Raw genomic sequence first — 18703 nt, 5'->3', positions numbered from 1 at the left:
GAATCGATCTCAATCGGAAAACGTTTTCCAACTATACGCGGCCGGGGCGCCGAACGTCAATGGCCGAACCGCTCGCAGCCATCCGCACTTTCCCGATATCGACCGCTGGCCGCGCGCCGGATTTTTCTGCCACAATCCGGCGTTATCGAACGAAAACGTTACCCTGCGGATGAAAAAAGTTTCCCCGACGATCCGCGACGTGGCCGCGGAAGCCGGCGTGTCGGTCGCGACGGTATCGAAGTACGTGAACGGCACGCAGCGCTTCTCGCCGACCGTCGAGGCACGGCTGAAGGAGGCCATCGAGCGGCTCGGCTACCGTTCGAACCCGCTCGCGCGCTCGATGATCACCGGCCGCACGCGCACCATCGGCCTCGTGATCCTCGACATCAGCAACCCGCACTTCACGAACGTGGTGAAAGGCGCGAACCGCGTCGCGCTGCAGCACGACTACACGCTGCTGCTCGTCGATACCGAGGAGAGCCAGGCGCGCGAACGTTCGCTGATCGAGGCGCTCGCGCAGCGCGTCGACGGGCTGATCGTCAGCACGCGGATGCCCGACGAGGAAGCCGGCTGGATGCTCGACCTCAACAAGCCGCTCGTGCTGCTGCGTCGCAGCCCCGGCCTGCCGATTCCGAGCGTCGGCATCGACAACCGGCTGTCGACCTACATGCTCGCGCGCCACCTGCTCAACCTCGGCCATACGCGCATCGCGTATCTCGGCTTCGGCACCGCGCGCGTGAACGACGAACGGATCCAGGGCGCGCGCGACTGCCTCGCCGAAGCCGGGCTCACGCTCGACGTGCACGACGCGCATGCGCCGACCGCCGAGGCCGGCGAGCGCGCGTGCTCGCGCGTGATGCTCGGGCCGCAGCGCCCGCAGGCCGTGATCTGCTACAACGACCTGATCGCGCTCGGCTTCATGAAGGAAGCCGCGTCGCTCGGCTTCCGGCTGCCGCAGGACGTATCCGTCGCCGGCATCGACAACGTGCCGTACGGCGCATACGCGGCGCCCGCGCTGACGACCGTCGACATCCAGAGCGAGAACATGGGCGAGCTCGCGATGCAGAAGCTGATCGACGCGCTCGCCGGGCGCACCGACGCGAGCTATTCGACGTTCGAGCCGCGGCTGATCATGCGCGCGTCGACGGCCGCGGCCGGCTGACGCGGTCGCAGCGCGTCACCGTCCCGAACGCAAAAAACGCGCCGTCCAGGAAGGCGCGTTCGTTTGCAACGACGCGATTCATGCGTCGAGTTTCGCGGGCTTCATCTTCGGCACGAGCACGTGCATCACGGCCAGCGCGATCAGGTAGGCCGACGCGCCGATCGCGAACAGCACCCAATAGTGGCCGGTGCGCTGCAGCACCTGGCCGATCACTTCCGAGAACAGCACGCCGCCGATCGAGCCGGCCATCCCGCCGATGCCGACCACCGACGCGACCGCGCGGCGCGGAAACAGGTCGGACGCGGTCGTGAACAGGTTCGCCGACCAGCCCTGGTGCGCGGCGGCGGCGAGGCCGACGATCAGGACTGCGATCCACAGGCTCTGCACCTGCGACACGAACGCGATCGGCAGCACGCAGCAGGCGCAGATCAGCATCGCCGTCTTGCGCGCACGGTTCACGCTCCAGCCCGCGCGCAGCAGCATCGACGACAGCCAGCCGCCGCCGATGCTGCCGACCGTCGTCAGCGCATAGATGCAGACGAGCGGCAAACCGATGTGCTGCATGTCCATCCCGCGCGACTCGTTGAGCCACTTCGGCAGCCAGAACAGGTAGAACCACCACACCGGGTCGGTCAGGAACTTGCCGACCAGGAATGCCCACGTCTCGCGCTTGCGGATGAGTTCTCCCCAGCGCGGCGCGCCGGCGTTCGCATTCGCCACATCGAGCGCTTCGGCTTCGTCGCGCGGCTCGTCGTACTCCGCCGCGAGCGCGCGCGTGTCGGCCGTGCGATACATCACCAGCCACACCGCGAGCCACACGATGCCGATCGCGCCGATGATCACGAACGCCGCGCGCCAGCCGTAGGCCACGGCGATCGCCGGAATGATCGCCGGCGCGAACACCGCGCCGATGTTCGCGCCCGAGTTGAAGATGCCGGTGGCGAGCGCGCGTTCGCGGCGCGGGAACCATTCGGCCGTCGTCTTGATCGCGGCCGGAAAGTTGCCGCCCTCGCCGATGCCGAGCAGCGCGCGCACGAACGCGAACCCCGTCACCGAGCCGACCGCCGCGTGCAGCATCGCGGCGATGCTCCACACCAGCATCGCCACCGCGTACGACACGCGCGTGCCGAGCCAGTCGACGATGCGCCCGAAACCGAGCAGGCCCAGCGCATAGAACGCCGAAAACGCCATCACGATGCGGCCGTACTGCACCTGGCTCCAGCCGATGTCGTGCTGGAGCATCGGCGCGAGCAGGCCGAGGATCTGCCGATCCATGTAGTTGATGACGGTCGCGAAAAACAGCAGTGCACAGACGGTCCAGCGGTAACGGCTGGCAACCGCGCACACGGCGCCAACGACGGCAGTGGGCATGAATGTCTCCGATGCGCGGTCGCGCCCGTCGCGCCGCACGAAGTTCGTTGACCGGCGACCGGCGCCGGGGCGAACGGCGGCGCGCGGCTGCGCACGGCTGCGCACGGCTGCGCACGGCTGCGCACGGCTGCGCACGGCACGTTTCGCCGATCCGTCTGGAAAACGTTTTTCAAATAATAAGTGTGTGCCGGGGCCGTGTCAGTCGGGGATTTCGATGAGTCATCTCAAATTGGCCGCGGTAAAAGAGACGACTGTTCCGCAGATTGGCATTAACCGTTTTTCCCCTGATTTTCCCGCAGGGCCCGGCGGCCGCGCGGCGGCGGAGACACATGTCCGATTCCAGCCAGAATCGACGGCGCGGATGGTTTACAGTCGTCCCATGCGCCTCGATCCCGACACCTGCTACGACGCCCTGCTTTCGCGCAACCGCCGCTTCGACGGCTGGTTCTTCGTCGGCGTGGCGACGACCGGTGTGTACTGCCGCCCCGTCTGCCCGGTGAAGCCGCCGAAGGCGCGCAACTGCAGCTACTACCCGAGCGCCGCGGCCGCCGAGAAAGCCGGCTTCCGGCCCTGCATGCGCTGCCGCCCCGAGCTCGCGCCCGGCCACGGGCTGCTCGACCTGTCCGGCAATCTCGCCGATGCGGCCGCGACGCTGATCGACGACGGTTTCCTGAACGCGCATTCCGTCGATGCGCTCGCACGGCGCGTCGGCGTGACCGAACGCCATCTGCGCCGCATCTTCGGTGTGCAGTTCGGCGTGTCGCCGGTCGAGTTCGCGCAGACGCAGCGGCTGCTGATGGCCAAGCGGCTGCTGACCGATACCGCGCTGCCGGTGGCCATCGTCGCGTCGACGGCCGGGTTCGGCAGCGTGCGGCGCTTCAACGACCTGTTCCGCCAGCGCTACGGCCTCAATCCGCTGCGACTGCGTAAAGGGGCCGGTGCATCGGCCGACGGCGACATGGCCTTCCCGCTGCCGTACCGGCCGCCGTTCGCATGGGCCGACCTGATGCGTTTTCTCGCGCAGCGGCAGATCGATGGCGTCGAGCGGATCGACGCGCAGCGTTATGCGCGCGTCGTCGACCTGCCGGCCCGGAACGGCGGCCGCCGCGTGGCCGGCTGGCTGTCCGTCGCGCACGTGCCGCAGCGCTTCGCGCTGGCCGTCACCGTGTCGCCCGCGCTCACGCCGGTCGTGCCGGCCGTGCTCGCACGCGTGCGCCGGCTGTTCGATCTCGACAGCCGCCCCGACGTGATCGATGCGCATCTCGGCGATCTCGCGAGCGGGGCGCCGGGTCTGCGCGCGCCCGGCGCGTTCGACGGCCTCGAGATTGCGATTCGTGCCATCGCGGGCGAACAGCTTGCGGCCGCGCAGGTCGATACGCCGTTGCTCGCACGCGTCGCGAAACGCTTCGGCACGCCGGTCGACGGCGCGCCGCCGGGCCTTACGCACGCTCTGCCCTGCGCCGCGACGCTGGCCATGCTGCCGCCTTCGGCCCTCGAGACGATCGGCATCGAGCGCGACACGGCACGCGCGCTCGTGTCGCTCGCCCGCGCCGTCGATGACGGCACGCTCGTGCTCGAGCCGATGGCGCCGCTCGACGCGACGCTCGCCGCGCTGCGCGCGCTGCCCGGTTTCGACGAACGCGCGGTGCAGTACGTCGCGATGCGTGCGATGGCGTGGCCGAACGCATTCCCCGCCGACGACGCGTGGCTGCCCGCGCGCACCGAATCGGCGGGCCCGCCGTCCTCCACGCCGCATGCGGCGCGCTGGGCGCCGTGGCGCGCGTATGCCGCATTGCATGCATGGCGCCTTCATGGAGAGATGTCGCGATGACTCCCGCTCACCTGATTCCGAGCCCGCTGGGCGACATCGCCGTGCGCATCGAGGACGATGTGCTGACCGGCCTGTACTTCGTCGGGCAGAAATACTTCCCGTCGCTGGCGATCGTGCGCGAAGCGGACGCGCTCGCCAGGTCGCCGGTCGCGCGCCGGGTCGCGGAAGAAATCGCCGAGTACTTCACCGGCGCGCGCGACACGTTCTCGGTGCCGATCCACCTGCGCGGCACCGCGTTTCAGCGACGGGTATGGCAGGAACTGCTTGCCATTCCGTTCGGCGAACTCGTGTCGTACGGCGACATCACCGAGCGCGTCGGGCTGCCGATGAGCGGCGCGCGTGCCGTGGGCGGCGCGGTCGGCCGCAATCCGGTGTCGATCATCGTGCCGTGCCATCGCGTGGTCGGCGCATCGGGCAGCCTGACCGGTTATGCGGGCGGCATCGACCGCAAGCGCGCGCTGCTGTCGCTCGAAGGCGCCGGGTTTCGGCGCGGGGCGCGGCATCCAGCGCAGCAGGCGTTGGCGTTCTGAGGCGCCGGCGATTTCAGAATTGCGCGGTGAGCTGGAAACCCACGGTCACACGCGCGGTCGGAAATCCGGACGGCTTGTAGACGGGTGTACCCGCGAACAGGTCGTATCCGTAAGCGCCGTAGCGCGTTGCTACGCTGCCCTTGACGCGGATCACCGCACCGGCGAGTTGCGTGCCGACGAGCGCGACCGGCTGCGGGCCCCATACGCGGCCGTAATCCAGCCCGGCGTAAACGGCTTGGCCTGTCTGCCCGATCGGCATTTGCAGTTCATTGCGCCAGTAAAGGCCGCGCGCTGCGGCCAGCATCGTTTCGCCGTCGAAGCCTCGCACCGTGTAGCGGCTGCCGATCGTCAGATCATCGATGTAGTAGAGCGTGTTGCCCGTGTACTGGCCATGGAGCGTCGTGACGTAGCGGAACGGCTGCTGCGCGATCGCGAACGGCATCGACAGGTTCGCGTCGAGCACTGCCATTTTGAAGCGATAGGTCTGGTCTCCATTCAGCTCGGGGATATCGTCCTGCGCGCCGAGCCCGCCGACGCCTTGCCGGTAAGCGAGCGTGCCGTCGAATTGAGCACCGCCGAAATAGTGTCGATCGGTCAGGCCGAGTTCGATGAACGTGTTGTTGCGGCGTTGTTGCGGAATTTCCGTATCTTCGATGAAGCTCTGGCCGAAGCGGCGCGACAGGCGCACGTAGCCGCCGAATACGTCGTTCTGGCTGCGCGCGAGCACGCGGGCGAGTTTGAAATCGACTGTCTTCGAATTGCCGCTCGCGACGAAGGTTTGATTAACGCCTGCGATCTGCTGGTAGTAGGTGTTCGTGTACGCGGAAAGCGTCGCCGTCCAATAGCCCCATGGGATTGAATAGAAACCGTTCCAGCCATGCGAACCGAGACGCTTGTCCCCGAGTTCGAGGTCTTGACTCACGCCGACGTTGAAAATGTCGTTCAGGCCGAGCGGATTGTCGATGCCGACCGACAGGTTCCCTTGTAGTCTCCCCGTCGCGCGCGTGCCCGAATTGTCGATCGATGCGACGACTGTCCAAGGCTTGCCACGCTTCACGTCGAGCACAACATCGCTTTCACCCGGGACATCGGCCGGAACGATCTGCATCGACACGTCCTGACTCGTGACCCGCTTCATCTGCTCGAGACCCTGTTCGAGGTCGCGCAGGTTCAGCAATTCGCCGTCGCGTGTCGGAAATGCGGTTTTCCATGTGCCGCGGAGTTTTTCATCGACGAAGCGCAGATGCCGAATGACACCGGGTATCAATGCGACTTTCAACGTGCCGGTTGTCAAATCCTGTTCCGGCAGCAACACACGCGTGGTGATGTACCCGCGGGAAAGAATATCTTGCGACAACGCCTTGACGAGAACGTCAAGCCCTTGCTTGCCAACGCACTACCCCGTGTAGTGCTCAAGCCATTCATGCGCGAACGCGAAGCGATCCATGGGCAGCGCGGATACACCCTGCGCTTTGACTGCGGGCGGCAACGTGTGGGGCGCATCGAGCACGAAACGGTCAATGCGAAAGCACGGTGTCTCAGTGGGAAGAACGGGATAGCCGCCGACGCGGGGAATTTCGGACCGCACGCCGGGTGCGGAAACGGTTCGTGCACGCTCCGCACTTTCCCGTTGCTGTTGAGTCTGTCGATCCTGCTGCGCGGCTGCGCGCGCTGCCTGTTCAGCGGGATTTTGTTGCGCTTGCGCAGCGAGTGGAACCACGACCGCCAACGCGACAATTTTTTGGTTTGAGCTTCATTGTTTTTGCAGGCGAGACGGTCGCACGTACGGGCGCGGAATGTAGGGCGCAGCATATCGGCCAGGCGACTAAATATCAACGCATCATCCACTCTCTTACTCAATTCAATTGCGACGTATGCGACAGTCGGCTTCGCCTGACAATTTTTAACTTGACGCGTCGCTCGCCAAAGAACTTGGCCCGCGCAAAATCCGCGTGAATCCGATCACGGAAGGCTCGCGAGCGCGCGGCGTCATCGGCAGCGATTTCGCAGGCGCGATGGTCGCGCAAACGCCGCTCGGTCGCATCGGTCAGCCGGACGACATTGCGGACATGGTGACGTTCCTCGCGTCCGATGACGCACGTTGGGTGACGGGCGAAACGATCATCGCGAGCGGCGGGATGCGTTAAGCAATCGATTTGCCTAACATGAAAGTACAAAACACAGTCTTGAGCCGGGTCTTCATTCGTCATCGCTTGTAGTCTTCGAACTCCCACGTAAACATTCGCCCGAGCCTTTCGCCAATAGCGTTCCATTTATCGCCTTGACAGGTGGCAACGTAATCGCCGATGAATTTCTCAATCACCGGTAAGTTGTATTCTCGAACGATAAGCATATGTCGACCCCATGTTGGTTGCCAGATGTTTTTGGCAAGCCATTCGGGAGTGCAGATGTTGAGATAAAAATCATCTGCCCCTACCGTATCAGTTCGACCGATGCAAATGCGAACAAGCAAATCAAAACAATGCGGATCATCCGGCACAAATTTTTTCAAATCGAAGAAGTCATTCGAAATGTCTTTCACTATTGCTTGCATCAGTCAACTCTCCAATCCTACGGATACCCGAACGTCGCATTGCCAATTTTAATTGATCCGGGCGCGTTCGATGCAAATAGTTGCGTCGCTTCTGCCTGGTCGAATGATACTGAGGCGCTTGCACATGCAAGCGCCTCAGAACAATCATTCTTCACCCGACTCCAACCTGTCCGCAGTGATGACTGTCAACGCTTTAGTGGTTCCATCCGGCCTTGAAAATTCGACTTCGCAATTACCGTTGCCATAATCTTCAATGATGTGCCGATATCGCCGGGATGATCGATTCCTTGGTATTCACCGGACCAATGTAACGAACGTGATTATAGATCGAAAGCTTCATTGATGACCCCGTGCAAAACCAGAAAATGGCCTATGCACACTGCGCCAACTCAGTCTTTGCCGTCTCCAATATTTTGAGAAATTCATCGAGATTGAATTTCATTTTTACGCTGTCCGGCAGCACGTATAGATCAACCAAGAATTCGATCTTCATTTTATCGCTCCCAGCTTCTTTATCGATGACGCACAACCTCTGCCCTTCGAAGCTGACTTCGGCCATAAGGTGTTCGTGTTCCATGTCACTAACGAAATCAATACTAAATGCTGTCATCTTGCCCGCCTTATTTCCTCGGGTCCAACAACCCAGAGAATGATCCATCTGCATTAAACCGTATTCCTTGCCCATTCGGAAGGTAGCAGGAACCCGACAAGCCACAGTGTCAGGAATAATCAAATCGATCGTCGACTTTGCGTAGTGCGTCTCAAAATAGAGCGTGCTATTTTAAAGACAAGAAAATTAACAATTTTAAGTATTTGAGTAACGTTGATTTGCGATTTTTGGTTCAGCGTGCGTCGAGCAATGGCCGTTGATGCGGACATCAATCAAAGGAGCGACCATGATTTCGATAAAAACTCAACGCACGACTCCATCACGGGTCCGAAATCGTGAGCGTTGAATGCGTAAAGTCCGTCAATGTATCCAGAACGAGAAACGTGAAAAAACGTTACATGATCATGATCGACATCGAGTGCGCCGACTGTGGAGGCTCTGCAGACAGGTGATCTACGTTCGGCTCGATGTCGATTTGCGACACTTTTCGTCACAATGCCGGCCCGTCCCCCGCTACCCTCTAGCCACCGCGCTTGCGCATCGCATGCGCGACCCGCGCGTTTGCTTCGAATTTCGCGCGATGCGTCGAGAAAAACGTACGCACGTTGCGGACGTTCGACGCGCCGGTGAACAGCCGCCGCGCGAATTCGTCGTATTCGGCGACATCGGCCAGATCCGCGATCACGACGAAATCGGGCCCCGGCGACACGCGATAACACTGCGTGACGGCCGGCTCCGCGCACACGTACGCTTCGAACGCGTCGTAGTCCTCGGCCGTCTGCCGGTCGAGGCTGATCTCGATCAACGCGGTGACGGCCGTGCCGATCGCGACCGGGTCGAGCACCGCGACCTGCCGACGGATCACGCCGGCCTCCGTCAGCCGCCGCACGCGACGCATGCAGGTGGGCGGCGACGACAGCGCGCGCTCGGCAAGTTGAAGGTTCGAGACCGACGCGTCGTCCTGCAGGATCGCGAGGATGCGAAGGTCGAGCTCGTCGAGGGTGATGCCGGCCATTGGCCACTCCTTCCGGTCAGCGGGTGAAATTTAATTTCAGCATGATAGCCGATCCTCTATTCATTTCATTTACCTTCTATTTTTGAAATGAAATTCCATTCAGTTACTTCTACCATCGCTCTCACTGATCCAGACGGGACATTTACGGAGCGCGATATGTGTGGAATTGTCGGGGCGGTTGCCCAGCGGGACATCCTGCCGAACCTGGTCGACGGCCTGAAGCGGCTCGAATACCGCGGCTACGATTCGTGCGGCGTCGTGGTCTACCGCGACCGCGCGCTGGCGCGCGCCCGCAGCGTCGATCGTGTCGCGAACCTGCAGCGCGAGATCGCCACGCAGGGATTGTCCGGTTACACGGGCATCGCGCATACGCGCTGGGCCACGCATGGCGCGCCCGTCACGCTCAACGCGCATCCGCATTTCTCGCCAAGCGACGCCAACGCGCGCATCGCGCTGTCGCACAACGGGATCATCGAAAACTGCGACCAGTTGCGTGCGGAACTGCAGGCGCACGGCTATGTGTTCGCGAGCCAGACCGACAGCGAGGCGATCGCGCACCTGATCGATCACCTGTACGACGGCGACCTGTTCGACGCGGTCCGGCGTGCGGTCGCGCGACTGCGCGGCAGCTATGCGATCGCGGTGATGTGCCGCGACGAACCGCACCGGATCGTCGGCGCGCGCGACGGGATGCCGCTCGTGGTCGGAGTCGGCGAAGGCGAGAATTTTCTGGCGTCCGATGCGATTGCGCTGTCCGGCATCACCGATCGCATTGCGTACCTGGAGAACGGCGACGTCGCCGATATTCAACTGCATCGCTACTGGATCGTCGACGCGGCCGGCCAGCGCGTCGAGCGCGCGGTTCAACGCGTCGCCGCGCATAGCGGTGCGGCCGATCTCGGATCGTATCGCTACTACATGCAGAAGGAGATCTTCGAGCAGCCGCAGGCCGTGGCCGATACGCTGCTCGACGTCTCGTCGATCATGCCGGAGCTGTTCGGCGACGGCGCGTGGCGTATGTTCAATGACGTCGATTCGGTGCTGCTGCTCGCGTGCGGCGGCAGCTATCACGCGGCATTGACCGCGAAGTACTGGATCGAGAGCATCGCGAAACTGCCGGCCAGCGTCGAGATTGCCAGCGAGTTTCGTTATCGTGACGGCGTGCCGAATCCGCGCACGCTCGTCGTCGCCGTGTCGCAAAGTGGTGAGACGGCCGATGTGCTCGGGGCCGTGCATGTAGCGAAACGCAGCGGAATGATGCATACGCTCGCGATCTGCAACGTCGCGACGAGTGCGCTGATGCGCGAATGTGCGCTGCAGTTCGTGACGCGTGCGGGGATCGAGATTGGCGTGGCTTCGACGAAGGCGTTTACGACTCAGCTCGTTGCGCTGTTCCTGCTGACGTTGTCACTGGCGCAGGTGCGCGGGCGATTGAGTGACGATGAAGAAAAGGAACATCTGCGCGCGCTGCGGCATCTGCCCGATGCGATGTCGAAGGTGCTCGCGCTGGAACCGCAGATCATGGCGTGGTCGGAGTTGCTCGCGCGACGCGACAACATGCTGTTTCTCGGGCGCGGGATGCATTATCCGATCGCGCTCGAAGGGGCGCTGAAGATGAAGGAGATTTCCTACATTCATGCGGAGGCTTATCCGGCGGGGGAGTTGAAGCATGGGCCGCTGGCGCTCGTCAGCAATGAAATGCCGGTGATCGCGGTCGCGCCGAACGACATGCTGCTCGAGAAGCTCCGGTCGAACATGCATGAAGTCAGTGCGCGGAATGGGCGGCTGTTCGTGTTCGCGGATGTGGACTGCGGGATCGTGCCGAGCGAAGGGATCGAGGTGATTCGGCTCAACGAGTATTACGGACCGTTGTCGCCGATCTTGCATACGGTGCCGATGCAACTGCTCGCGTATCACGCGGCGCTGGCGCGGGGGACGGATATCGATAAGCCGAGGAATTTGGCTAAGTCGGTGACGGTGGAGTGAGGGGGGCGTTTTCGCCTTGTCAGGTGCTGAGGTGCATTAATTCCAGTTACAGACACCCGATTCAGGTTTGGTTACGAGGGTCTTTTGTGCTACCAAGCCTTGCCTAACAAGGCGTAACTGAAACTGTTGTCAAAGTGACGCCTGAGCTTTTTGTGGCGCCACTTTTTTGCGATTGCCTTGTAGATGGAATCGCCCAGGAGCAACGCCCCCCCCCGTTCTCGGCCTTTGTCAGTCCGAGCTGCCCCTCCGGCCTTTCAGCCCCAACGCCCGTCACCGACCTGTCAGAGGGCGACGACCTTTTGCCCCAGCTGGGCCCGCTCCGCCAATTTCTCGTAAAACGGCTCGTAGATTTTCAAAGAGACGCGCTGGCAGTTCGGGGCCCAGATACGGCTTCTCGTTCAAGAGTCCCGAAAGCAACAAAGGGCGTCTTTTGGGCTCGCGTCGCCTCCGCGAGTAGTCTTCGAAGAAGGATGCAAATCGGCACTGCCCCGACGCACTGCTTCAATGAGACGGTCAAGGTGGTCGACGCTGAGGATGTACACGGGATTAACGTCCTATAAAATTTCAAAAAATGGCCGCCAGGCGGGGCTTAAGCGAAACTATTCCAACAGTAATAGCGTGTGACCGAAGGAGAGAAGGTCGTGGAAAATCGGTGCCCTGCCGCACGACCGACGGGCCGTCTGCGGGCCGCTGTGGTTCGTGCACAAGGTTAGTCGGCGAGAATTGAGATGCGTCTCGCGCTTGTTAACAGCAGCCATTCAACACGCATCCACGAAGGCGCTTCATGACCACGGCGGTCGCCCCCGCGTCGCGCTAAAATAGGGACAACGACACCCACTCTACTATATCAGCCGGATAGTCCTTCCCCGAGCCTTGCGAGCAGCTCTACCGCTCCACGCTCGCTGGCACACATCGCCTACCCGCCGAGGCTCCCCGCGCCCAAATATGGCAACATGGCATTCAGCTTTCAATGTGGCCACGGATGGAAGGAGTACCCGTTATTGTAAGCGGGTGCCTGTGTCCGCGTTTTATGGAGCTGCTCCAGGTGCTTCGAATGCATGCCATGGACTGAACGCGGGCAAGTGTCCCTCGCAGTGTGTAGACGGGGTGCTGAGTCGAATCACAATAGGTACTTCCTGCGTGAGTTTTACGGCTCAATTATTTCCTCCGACCGTGTTGTTGGTGGTTGTGGTATTTTAGTAAATCCAAAACAACTACCAAGTATAATCTGTGGCACGCGTCGCCGATACCATGCCGGAGACATTGTCACGATAGAAGCATCATCTGACGGTCGGTGAAAGGCGTGAAAAGTATCCACGAGCCGTGTCTACTGTCCAGCATAAATCCAGGGCGGGGGCAAACACCGCATACGCAACTGAAACGAAAACGGAGAACGCTGAAAGCGGCGGTTGCATCTATATGGCATTACCAAGACCAATCGGAAAACAGCTGGAAGTTGTTTGTCTGCCAGCGAATGGACAGCATGTAGTACTTGGCACCGCTGGCAGCGGCAAGACCACTATGGCTGTAGCTCGGGCTAGGTATTTGACGAACAATCTACTTCCGGACTCGGGCAGAACGTTGATAGTTACGTATAACAAAGCGCTGATGAACTACATCAAGAGCTTCGGGAGCGAGATTCCTAAAAACGTAGACGTTCGAAACTATCATCTCTTCGCCCGTGGCTATCTCAAGTCGTGCGGCAAGCTGCCCGACCGGTGTATCGCAATACCACGGCAACGTGAACAGCTCGTCGGGCAGGCGCTTAACGATATCAAGGACACCTACGAAGACCACGCCTTCTTTCATCGACCGTTGAAGTTCTTCCTTGACGAGATACAGTGGTTAAACGGACGGAATATCAAATCGGTCGACCACTACAACGAAGTAACGCGGACAGGTCGAGCCTCGGCACAGATGAACCGCGTGTTACGCCCCATCATGTGGGAAATACTTGAGCGCTACCGTGAATTGAGAGCGAAATCTGGAAAGCTCTACGACTTGGATGACATTGCAGCTGCGGTATCGGTTTCACTTGACCGAGATGAGCGCCCGAGGATGTACAAGCATGTCATCATCGATGAAGGACAAGACTTGTCAATCGAGATGATTCGATCCCTGACGAAGGCTATTCCAGCGGATGGCTCCATTACATTTTTCGGGGATGTAGCACAACGAATCTATGGTCACGGCCGTGGAATGAGTTGGCGGGAGGTGGGGTTTCAAACACGGCAGGTTTGGCGCTTCGAGAAAAATTACCGAAACACGCGTAGCATTGCTAATCTGGCGGTTGCTGTCTCGGATATGCCGTATTTTCTGGGTGGCCAGGACATGATTGCGCCGATTGTATCTGCCGCTGACGGGCCAAAGCCCGCCCTCGTTCGCTTCGTCGACCCGGATGCAGAGCGCGACCTAGTGGGGAAATGGGTAGAAACGCACTATCGCACTAAAAGCGTGGCAGTTTTGCTACGCACTCACGAAAAAATTCGAGAAATCCGTCCGTATTTACCGTATGAGGCGGTGCAACTCAAAGAAGAAAACGCGAATTGGATGGCCGGACATGGTGCCTATTTTGGCACCTACCATTCTGCCAAGGGCCTTGAGTTCGACCTGGTAATCCTCCCGTTCCTATCCGACACCGAGATACCGAATCTGAAGGATGTCGAGCCGGACGAAGTGGACGAGATATTCGCCGAAGACGGCAGGCTTCTCTATGTCGGCATCACGCGAGCGAAGTCCTCGCTGGTGCTCACCTACACGGGAAATGTCACTGAGTTGCTGCCGCCGGATGATTCACTTTACGACCGGAGTTCACGATGACCGTGAACGCGAACATTCTAGATGATTGCACAAGGCGGGGCATTACACGCCTGTGCCACTTCACACCGTCAAGAAATCTCATCCACGTCCTAGCCTCCGGATACCTGAAGGACCGCCTGACACTGGACACGGAGTTGCTCGACGAAGTCAATCCGACCGACGAATATCGACTAGATGGGCACCGCGACAAGATATGCTGTTCGGTCGAGTATCCCAACAGCTACTACCTTGATATCGTGACCAAGAAGGAGCTGATTTTCCTGGACTGGGTAATACTGTTCATTGACCCCGTAGTGTTGTGGTCACCCGGTACGCTCTTTTGTCCGCGGAATGCAGCTGCTGAGAACGGCGCGTTGATAGCCGGTGGGTGGCCGGGATATGAATCCATGTTCCTGCCACGAGTCCAAGGGACGGGAGGGCGGTCTTTCAAGCGTCAAGCCTCACACTTGTCCTGTTCACCGACAGACATGCAAGCAGAGGTTCTCGTACCTGGCCCCATCCCAATAGATGCTATTCGAGGTATGGCTATGCGCACGGAGAAGCAGGTCAAAACCGAGAGAGCGCGTTGGGACACACTGGGTCTGTCAGCGCCGACTGTACCAACTGTCGTTGCCCCGGTCTTGTTCGATAAAATTGAACTGAGACAACACATATGGACGGGGCGCCGTCCCGCCGAGACCGCAGTATGAGCGAAAGCATCATGAACCGTCCCGAAGAGCAAAAGACCACGGCCAGCCCCGAGCGCGCCATTGCCGCGTTTGTCGGTGCTGCCGTCGGGGACGCACTCGGCTGGCCATTCGAGGGCAGAGCGGCCAGCAAACTCGACGTTCGGAAATGGGACGGCAAGTTCGTCGACTGGAAAAAGCGAAGCGGCAGCAGATTCGCGCCTCGTTGGGACCGAATAGAGGCAGGCGCTTATAGCGACGATACCCAGCTTATTCTGGCCATTTCGCGCTCGCGCGCGACTGAGCAGCACTGGTGGGAACATTTTGCTCGCGTCGAATTGCCGTTTTGGACATGCTACGAACGTGGTGGCGGTGGAGCCACGAAGCGCGCGGCCAACTCATGGCTGGCAGGAGTCGCTCCGTGGGAGTCAAAGGCCAAAGACGTTCCCAAGCGATACTTTGAGGCGGGTGGGAATGGCGTCGCGATGCGTGTATTGCCGCATTGCGTATCTCATGCGAGAGACGTCAACTTTTCCGCGCTGGCAGAAGCCATTCTCGCTGACGGCGTAACGACACATGGTCATCCACGGGCACTCGTAGGTGCTCTCGCCTTTGGATACATACTCTGGCGTACCTTCAAGAGAGTCGGCACACTCGATTATGGATCTTTGCTTCGTCGATGCGTCGAGGAGGCAAGTGTCTGGGGAACACTGCCCGACATTTCTCACCAGTGGCTGTCGTGGCGTCCAGCCGCGACAAAGCACGTAGAGAATTTCGACGAACTTTGGCGTGTCACGGTAGGTGAGTTAGTTGACCTTTGTCACCATGCCATCGGTGGTCTGGAGAATGGGGTACTTTCGGATGACCGGGAGGTCATGAAGGCACTCGGGGGCCTAAGTCCGAAGACAAATGGTGCCGGTACGACCACTGCAGTTGCCGCACTGTATTACGCGTCCCGGTATGCCGCTTCTCCATTAGAAGGCATGCGTTGCGCCGCCGCCTCTGAGGGCGCCGACACAGACACTCTCGCGTCAATGACGGCTAGTCTTTTGGGAGTAGTAAATGGTACGTCGTGGCTGCAGGACTATGAAAACAAACTTCAGGATATCGACTACATTCGGCAGGTCGCGAAGCATCTGGTTTTCATGCACAAGACCGATGCGACTTGCAACCAGGTAATCAAACGGGACCTTGTTGAACTCAAAAATCAACTTGGGCGCAAAGAGGTTCCATTGGGGACGCTGTTGCCTATTGGGCTACGAGTAACGTCTGTTGAGAGTCGTCTCGAGCGAGTTGGCGAACGCGTCTTTGAAACGCATGTAGTCGCGACAGACGCTGGGTTGACGCTATTTATTCCAGGCGTCGGGGCGACCAAGAACATGAGCACTCCGCAAGGCGACTCACTGAACGCGAAGTGTCACGGAACCGGGGAGCCAATGACGGACGCCCATCCTCACTCTGACGTCGGTTTCGAGCCAGTGGTGGGTATGTCACTGCTCGTCAGGGACCTTGGCGAATCGCGCGTATTCTATGAGAATTTTCTGGGACTGAAAGTCACCGGTGTATCGCGAAAGGTTGTCCGCTTTTCCTCAACACTAGCGCTACGGGAGGATACAAGCGCCCTCCTACCTTGCGTAGGCGTCAAACTCTTCGTCAACGTGTCCGACGTAGACTCATGTTTGGCAAGAATGACCGCAGCGGGCGTTGACTCTTCGGAAATCGTCTTGCGAGGGAATACACGCTCTTTTGAATGTCGCGACCCCGCCGGGTATCTCATCGAAGTATTCGAGCGACTGAAGATTCACGCAACGAATTAAGAAAATCGTGACGCATGGTACCGTGCCAATTTCGAAGGCTTGGCTAACTCGATGCGTGGAGTCGCCGCGCCGTAGAACCGTGAGCTTCCCCGTCCCAAGCACACGAATATGGCGCCAAGCTGGATTTCATCCGTCTAGGCAAGACGAAGGGCAGCGCTGAGTGCTACCCCAAGCGGGAGAAGATGGCTGGACTTCTATCGGCGGGCAGGGCCCGGATGAGGTTATTGTCTTTCGGGATGACGAATCTCAACCAGACGATGCGCGTTGGGACGACTGGCGGGACCAGGAAAGCGTACGGTGCGGAGGGATGGTCTGCTTGTGACTAGAGACATAGCGCACATGAGGGCAATTCGCCAGCACGTTGGTGCAAGCTTGGCGCCCAGCCCGCCACGCGACCGCGCCACGCGAAGGGAACTTAAGGCTGCGGATAAGCTCATGCTTGGCAAGCGAGAAGCGCAGACTGGTCGGCACGACCTTCCTGCTTTGGCCGCCGAAAAAGCCCCCTCTTTAGGCATGACAAAGCGGCACACTGTTCGAGGCCCCGCACCTAGGTCTGCCATAACTAAAAGTATTGGAAATGCAAGGATTTTGATGTCCAAGGTGTTCGCGCAAACACCTGCCCGATTTGGCATGCTTGGGCGAGAACGCAAAGTCCTTGTTTCCCAGTAAAAATCTACGAGTAACCGGAACTGTCGATGGCGTGCAGTCGAAACTATTGCAATTCAGCACAGGCTAGCAAGTTCGAGCCTGTCCGAATCTTTGTGTGTGCGGCATAAACTGACGGCCAAGGAGCCACTTTATGCCACGCAAACGCAAGGAAGAAGTGAAGATTGAACCGGGCAAGGGCTTGAACCTGGACCCGGAACTGATCAAGCAACTGGTACCCGGCACGCTGGATCGGGCGACGATCAACGAGCAGCTCGCGGCGCTCAAGAAGGCAATCTTCGAACGCGCGCTGGGCGGCGAACTGACCCACCACCTGGGCTACGAGAAGGGCGAAGCCAAGCCGGTAGACCGCACGAACCATCGCAACGGCACCAGCCGCAAGCGCATCACGACCGACGACGGCCTGCTCGACGTCGAGATTCCGCGCGATCACGAAGGCACCTTCGATCCGGTGCTGATTGCCAAGGACGAGCGGCGCTTCACCGGCTTCGACGACAAGATCATCGCGACGTACGCACGCGGCATGAGCGTGCGGGAGATTCAGGGTTCCACTTCCGAAAATTCCCATACGTATTTGAGAAGGAGCTTGACGTGATCGTCGATCCGAAGCCGCTGGATACGATCGTCTCGTGCTCAAAGAATCCAAGTGGGTGAACGCCGGCGATGTGATCGGCCAGATCGGTCACTATCTGCGTTACCCAGACGCGAAGCTGTTGCCGGCGAAGCCAACGCGGCCGCTGCTGCACCTGGAGGTATTCGCGGGTCCTGAACTCGAGGCATTCATCGATAAAAGCCGCGAACGCGCCAAGCAGTTGCCCAAGTCAAAAGCGTTTCTGGAGATCTCGCCGGGCGCTAGACTGATCGCAGACCTCCCCGATGCGGACCAAAAACTGCAGCCCGGCGTAAAGCTTGTCCCTCTCTCCCGCGACGCGAGGGGCAAATGGATCAAGGTGCAGCCTAAAATAGCCGCCCCCGTTCATAGTGGACGCCATACGAAACCCGTATACAACGACGCCGGTGCCCCCGTGTGGGTCGAAAGTAATTTCGCCAACACGACGGCTACGGCAATCGTGCCAGGTTGGAAGGATTTCCCACTGAGCTTCTCAAATGCCAAAGGGCCCGGCGCGGACTTTCGCGATGTGTTCCGCGTGAGCGAGCTGGACAAGAGCGGTGCAACCAACTTCGCGAAAGACGACCAGGATCGCCGTTGGTACTACGTGAAGATAGGGACGAAGGACGGCAGCATTCGCGAAGGATGGGTATGTGAACAGGACCACCCGCTCGTGCAAATGTGCGGGCCGTGGGACTGGCCCGGCTTCGAACGTGTCGACAACAGCAGTATCAAGCCCGTGGACATGTTTAAACGTTATATCCACGTCGCAGAGCAATTTCTTGCCAATGAGAGCAAGACGGAATTCGAAACAAGCGCGGCAACGGTCAACGCAAGTCCACTTATCGCAAAGCTTGAGAAGGCGCTCGATGCAAACCATGACGGCAAGGTGGCTGCACAAGAATTGAAACATGCGCAAGAAGTAGATTGGTCGGCGGAAGCGCTTTCCCACCTCATCATACGTTGTGAAAGTGAATGGGGCGGTACATTGTTCACTATAATGGGAATTACGCTCGGTGGTTCTCAACTGATGCAAACGCGCAGGCAATTTACCGAAAAACACTCG

Annotated in this window: 11 protein-coding genes and 4 pseudogenes; 10 read left to right on the top strand and 5 right to left on the bottom strand. The window is 59.9% G+C overall.

What is annotated here, in order from left to right:
- Positions 1-97: 97 nt before the first annotated feature.
- Positions 98-1162 carry a LacI family DNA-binding transcriptional regulator gene (locus WT97_RS20000; RefSeq protein ID WP_082751454.1) on the top strand — a complete coding sequence of 355 codons (1065 nt, stop codon included), beginning with the start codon at positions 98-100 and terminating at the stop codon, positions 1160-1162.
- Positions 1163-1240: 78 nt separating this feature from the next.
- Here WT97_RS20000 and WT97_RS19995 read toward each other — a convergent pair whose 3' ends face one another.
- Entirely contained in the window at positions 1241-2533 is a 1293-nt protein-coding gene (locus WT97_RS19995) for an MFS transporter (protein WP_060354264.1), read from the bottom strand.
- A 361-nt stretch (positions 2534-2894) separates the two neighbouring features.
- On the opposite strand from WT97_RS19995, the gene WT97_RS19990 reads away from it, so the two are divergent.
- Together WT97_RS19990 and WT97_RS19985 are read left to right on the top strand one after the other, a co-directional pair.
- Complete coding sequence (locus WT97_RS19990; protein WP_060354218.1) at positions 2895-4364, top strand: DNA-3-methyladenine glycosylase 2 family protein; 1470 nt, start codon at positions 2895-2897, stop codon at positions 4362-4364.
- Positions 4361-4894: a methylated-DNA--[protein]-cysteine S-methyltransferase gene (locus WT97_RS19985; protein WP_060354217.1), complete on the top strand. Its 534-nt coding sequence runs from the start codon at positions 4361-4363 to the stop codon at positions 4892-4894. The genes WT97_RS19990 and WT97_RS19985 overlap by 4 nt, the downstream gene beginning before the upstream one ends.
- A gap of 13 nt (positions 4895-4907) precedes the next feature.
- Here WT97_RS19985 and WT97_RS19980 read toward each other — a convergent pair.
- A pseudogene (locus WT97_RS19980) lies at positions 4908-6632 on the bottom strand (ShlB/FhaC/HecB family hemolysin secretion/activation protein).
- A 181-nt stretch (positions 6633-6813) separates the two neighbouring features.
- Here WT97_RS19980 and WT97_RS19975 point away from each other — a divergent pair.
- Positions 6814-7041 (top strand): annotated as a pseudogene (locus WT97_RS19975) (SDR family oxidoreductase); the annotation flags it as partial.
- A 59-nt stretch (positions 7042-7100) separates the two neighbouring features.
- Here the strand turns inward: WT97_RS19975 and WT97_RS33185 are convergent.
- From WT97_RS33185 to WT97_RS19965, 3 genes are all read right to left on the bottom strand, one after another.
- On the bottom strand, positions 7101-7448 hold the full coding sequence (locus WT97_RS33185) for an immunity 8 family protein (protein WP_082751453.1): 348 nt from the start codon (positions 7446-7448) through the stop codon (positions 7101-7103).
- A 370-nt stretch (positions 7449-7818) separates the two neighbouring features.
- Positions 7819-8106, bottom strand: a complete 288-nt coding sequence (locus tag WT97_RS19970) for a hypothetical protein (protein ID WP_257128535.1) — start codon at positions 8104-8106, stop codon at positions 7819-7821.
- Between the two features lie 472 nt (positions 8107-8578).
- On the bottom strand, positions 8579-9073 hold the full coding sequence (locus WT97_RS19965) for an Lrp/AsnC family transcriptional regulator (protein ID WP_060354215.1): 495 nt from the start codon (positions 9071-9073) through the stop codon (positions 8579-8581).
- A 156-nt stretch (positions 9074-9229) separates the two neighbouring features.
- On the opposite strand from WT97_RS19965, the gene glmS reads away from it, so the two are divergent.
- The 6 genes and pseudogenes from glmS to WT97_RS19945 form a co-directional block, all read left to right on the top strand.
- Complete coding sequence (gene glmS / locus WT97_RS19960; protein ID WP_060354214.1) at positions 9230-11059, top strand: glutamine--fructose-6-phosphate transaminase (isomerizing); 1830 nt, start codon at positions 9230-9232, stop codon at positions 11057-11059.
- Positions 11060-12478: 1419 nt separating this feature from the next.
- Complete coding sequence (locus WT97_RS19955; protein WP_082751452.1) at positions 12479-13879, top strand: 3'-5' exonuclease; 1401 nt, start codon at positions 12479-12481, stop codon at positions 13877-13879.
- Entirely contained in the window at positions 13876-14568 is a 693-nt protein-coding gene (locus WT97_RS35215) for a DarT ssDNA thymidine ADP-ribosyltransferase family protein (protein ID WP_082751451.1), read from the top strand. The genes WT97_RS19955 and WT97_RS35215 overlap by 4 nt, the downstream gene beginning before the upstream one ends.
- The gene (locus WT97_RS33175; protein WP_179949797.1) at positions 14565-16361 is read left to right on the top strand and encodes an ADP-ribosylglycohydrolase family protein; all 1797 of its coding nucleotides are present in this window, start codon (positions 14565-14567) and stop codon (positions 16359-16361) included. Before WT97_RS35215 ends, WT97_RS33175 begins: the two co-directional genes overlap by 4 nt.
- 823 nt (positions 16362-17184) lie before the next feature.
- Positions 17185-17574 (top strand): annotated as a pseudogene (locus WT97_RS19950) (transposase); the annotation flags it as partial.
- 14 nt (positions 17575-17588) lie between these two features.
- Positions 17589-18628: pseudogene (locus WT97_RS19945) on the top strand (lytic transglycosylase domain-containing protein); the annotation flags it as partial.
- Positions 18629-18703: the final 75 nt, after the last annotated feature.

Source organism: Burkholderia sp. MSMB1459WGS (assembly GCF_001534535.1).
GTDB lineage: Bacteria > Pseudomonadota > Gammaproteobacteria > Burkholderiales > Burkholderiaceae > Burkholderia.
Note: the sequence above shows the minus strand (reverse complement) of the source record. Positions and strands in the feature narration are given on the sequence as shown.

What these genes read in the sequence shown, in the direction of transcription:
- WT97_RS19995 (WP_060354264.1), bottom strand. Translation starts at nt 2,533, where the DNA reads ATGCCCACTGCCGTCGTTGGCGCCGTGTGCGCGGTTGCCAGCCGTTAC.
- WT97_RS19990 (WP_060354218.1), top strand. Translation starts at nt 2,895, where the DNA reads ATGGTTTACAGTCGTCCCATGCGCCTCGATCCCGACACCTGCTACGAC.
- WT97_RS19985 (WP_060354217.1), top strand. Translation starts at nt 4,361, where the DNA reads ATGACTCCCGCTCACCTGATTCCGAGCCCGCTGGGCGACATCGCCGTG.
- WT97_RS33185 (WP_082751453.1), bottom strand. Translation starts at nt 7,448, where the DNA reads ATGCAAGCAATAGTGAAAGACATTTCGAATGACTTCTTCGATTTGAAA.
- WT97_RS19970 (WP_257128535.1), bottom strand. Translation starts at nt 8,106, where the DNA reads ATGGATCATTCTCTGGGTTGTTGGACCCGAGGAAATAAGGCGGGCAAG.
- WT97_RS19965 (WP_060354215.1), bottom strand. Translation starts at nt 9,073, where the DNA reads ATGGCCGGCATCACCCTCGACGAGCTCGACCTTCGCATCCTCGCGATC.
- glmS (WP_060354214.1), top strand. Translation starts at nt 9,230, where the DNA reads ATGTGTGGAATTGTCGGGGCGGTTGCCCAGCGGGACATCCTGCCGAAC.
- WT97_RS19955 (WP_082751452.1), top strand. Translation starts at nt 12,479, where the DNA reads ATGGCATTACCAAGACCAATCGGAAAACAGCTGGAAGTTGTTTGTCTG.
- WT97_RS35215 (WP_082751451.1), top strand. Translation starts at nt 13,876, where the DNA reads ATGACCGTGAACGCGAACATTCTAGATGATTGCACAAGGCGGGGCATT.
- WT97_RS33175 (WP_179949797.1), top strand. Translation starts at nt 14,565, where the DNA reads ATGAGCGAAAGCATCATGAACCGTCCCGAAGAGCAAAAGACCACGGCC.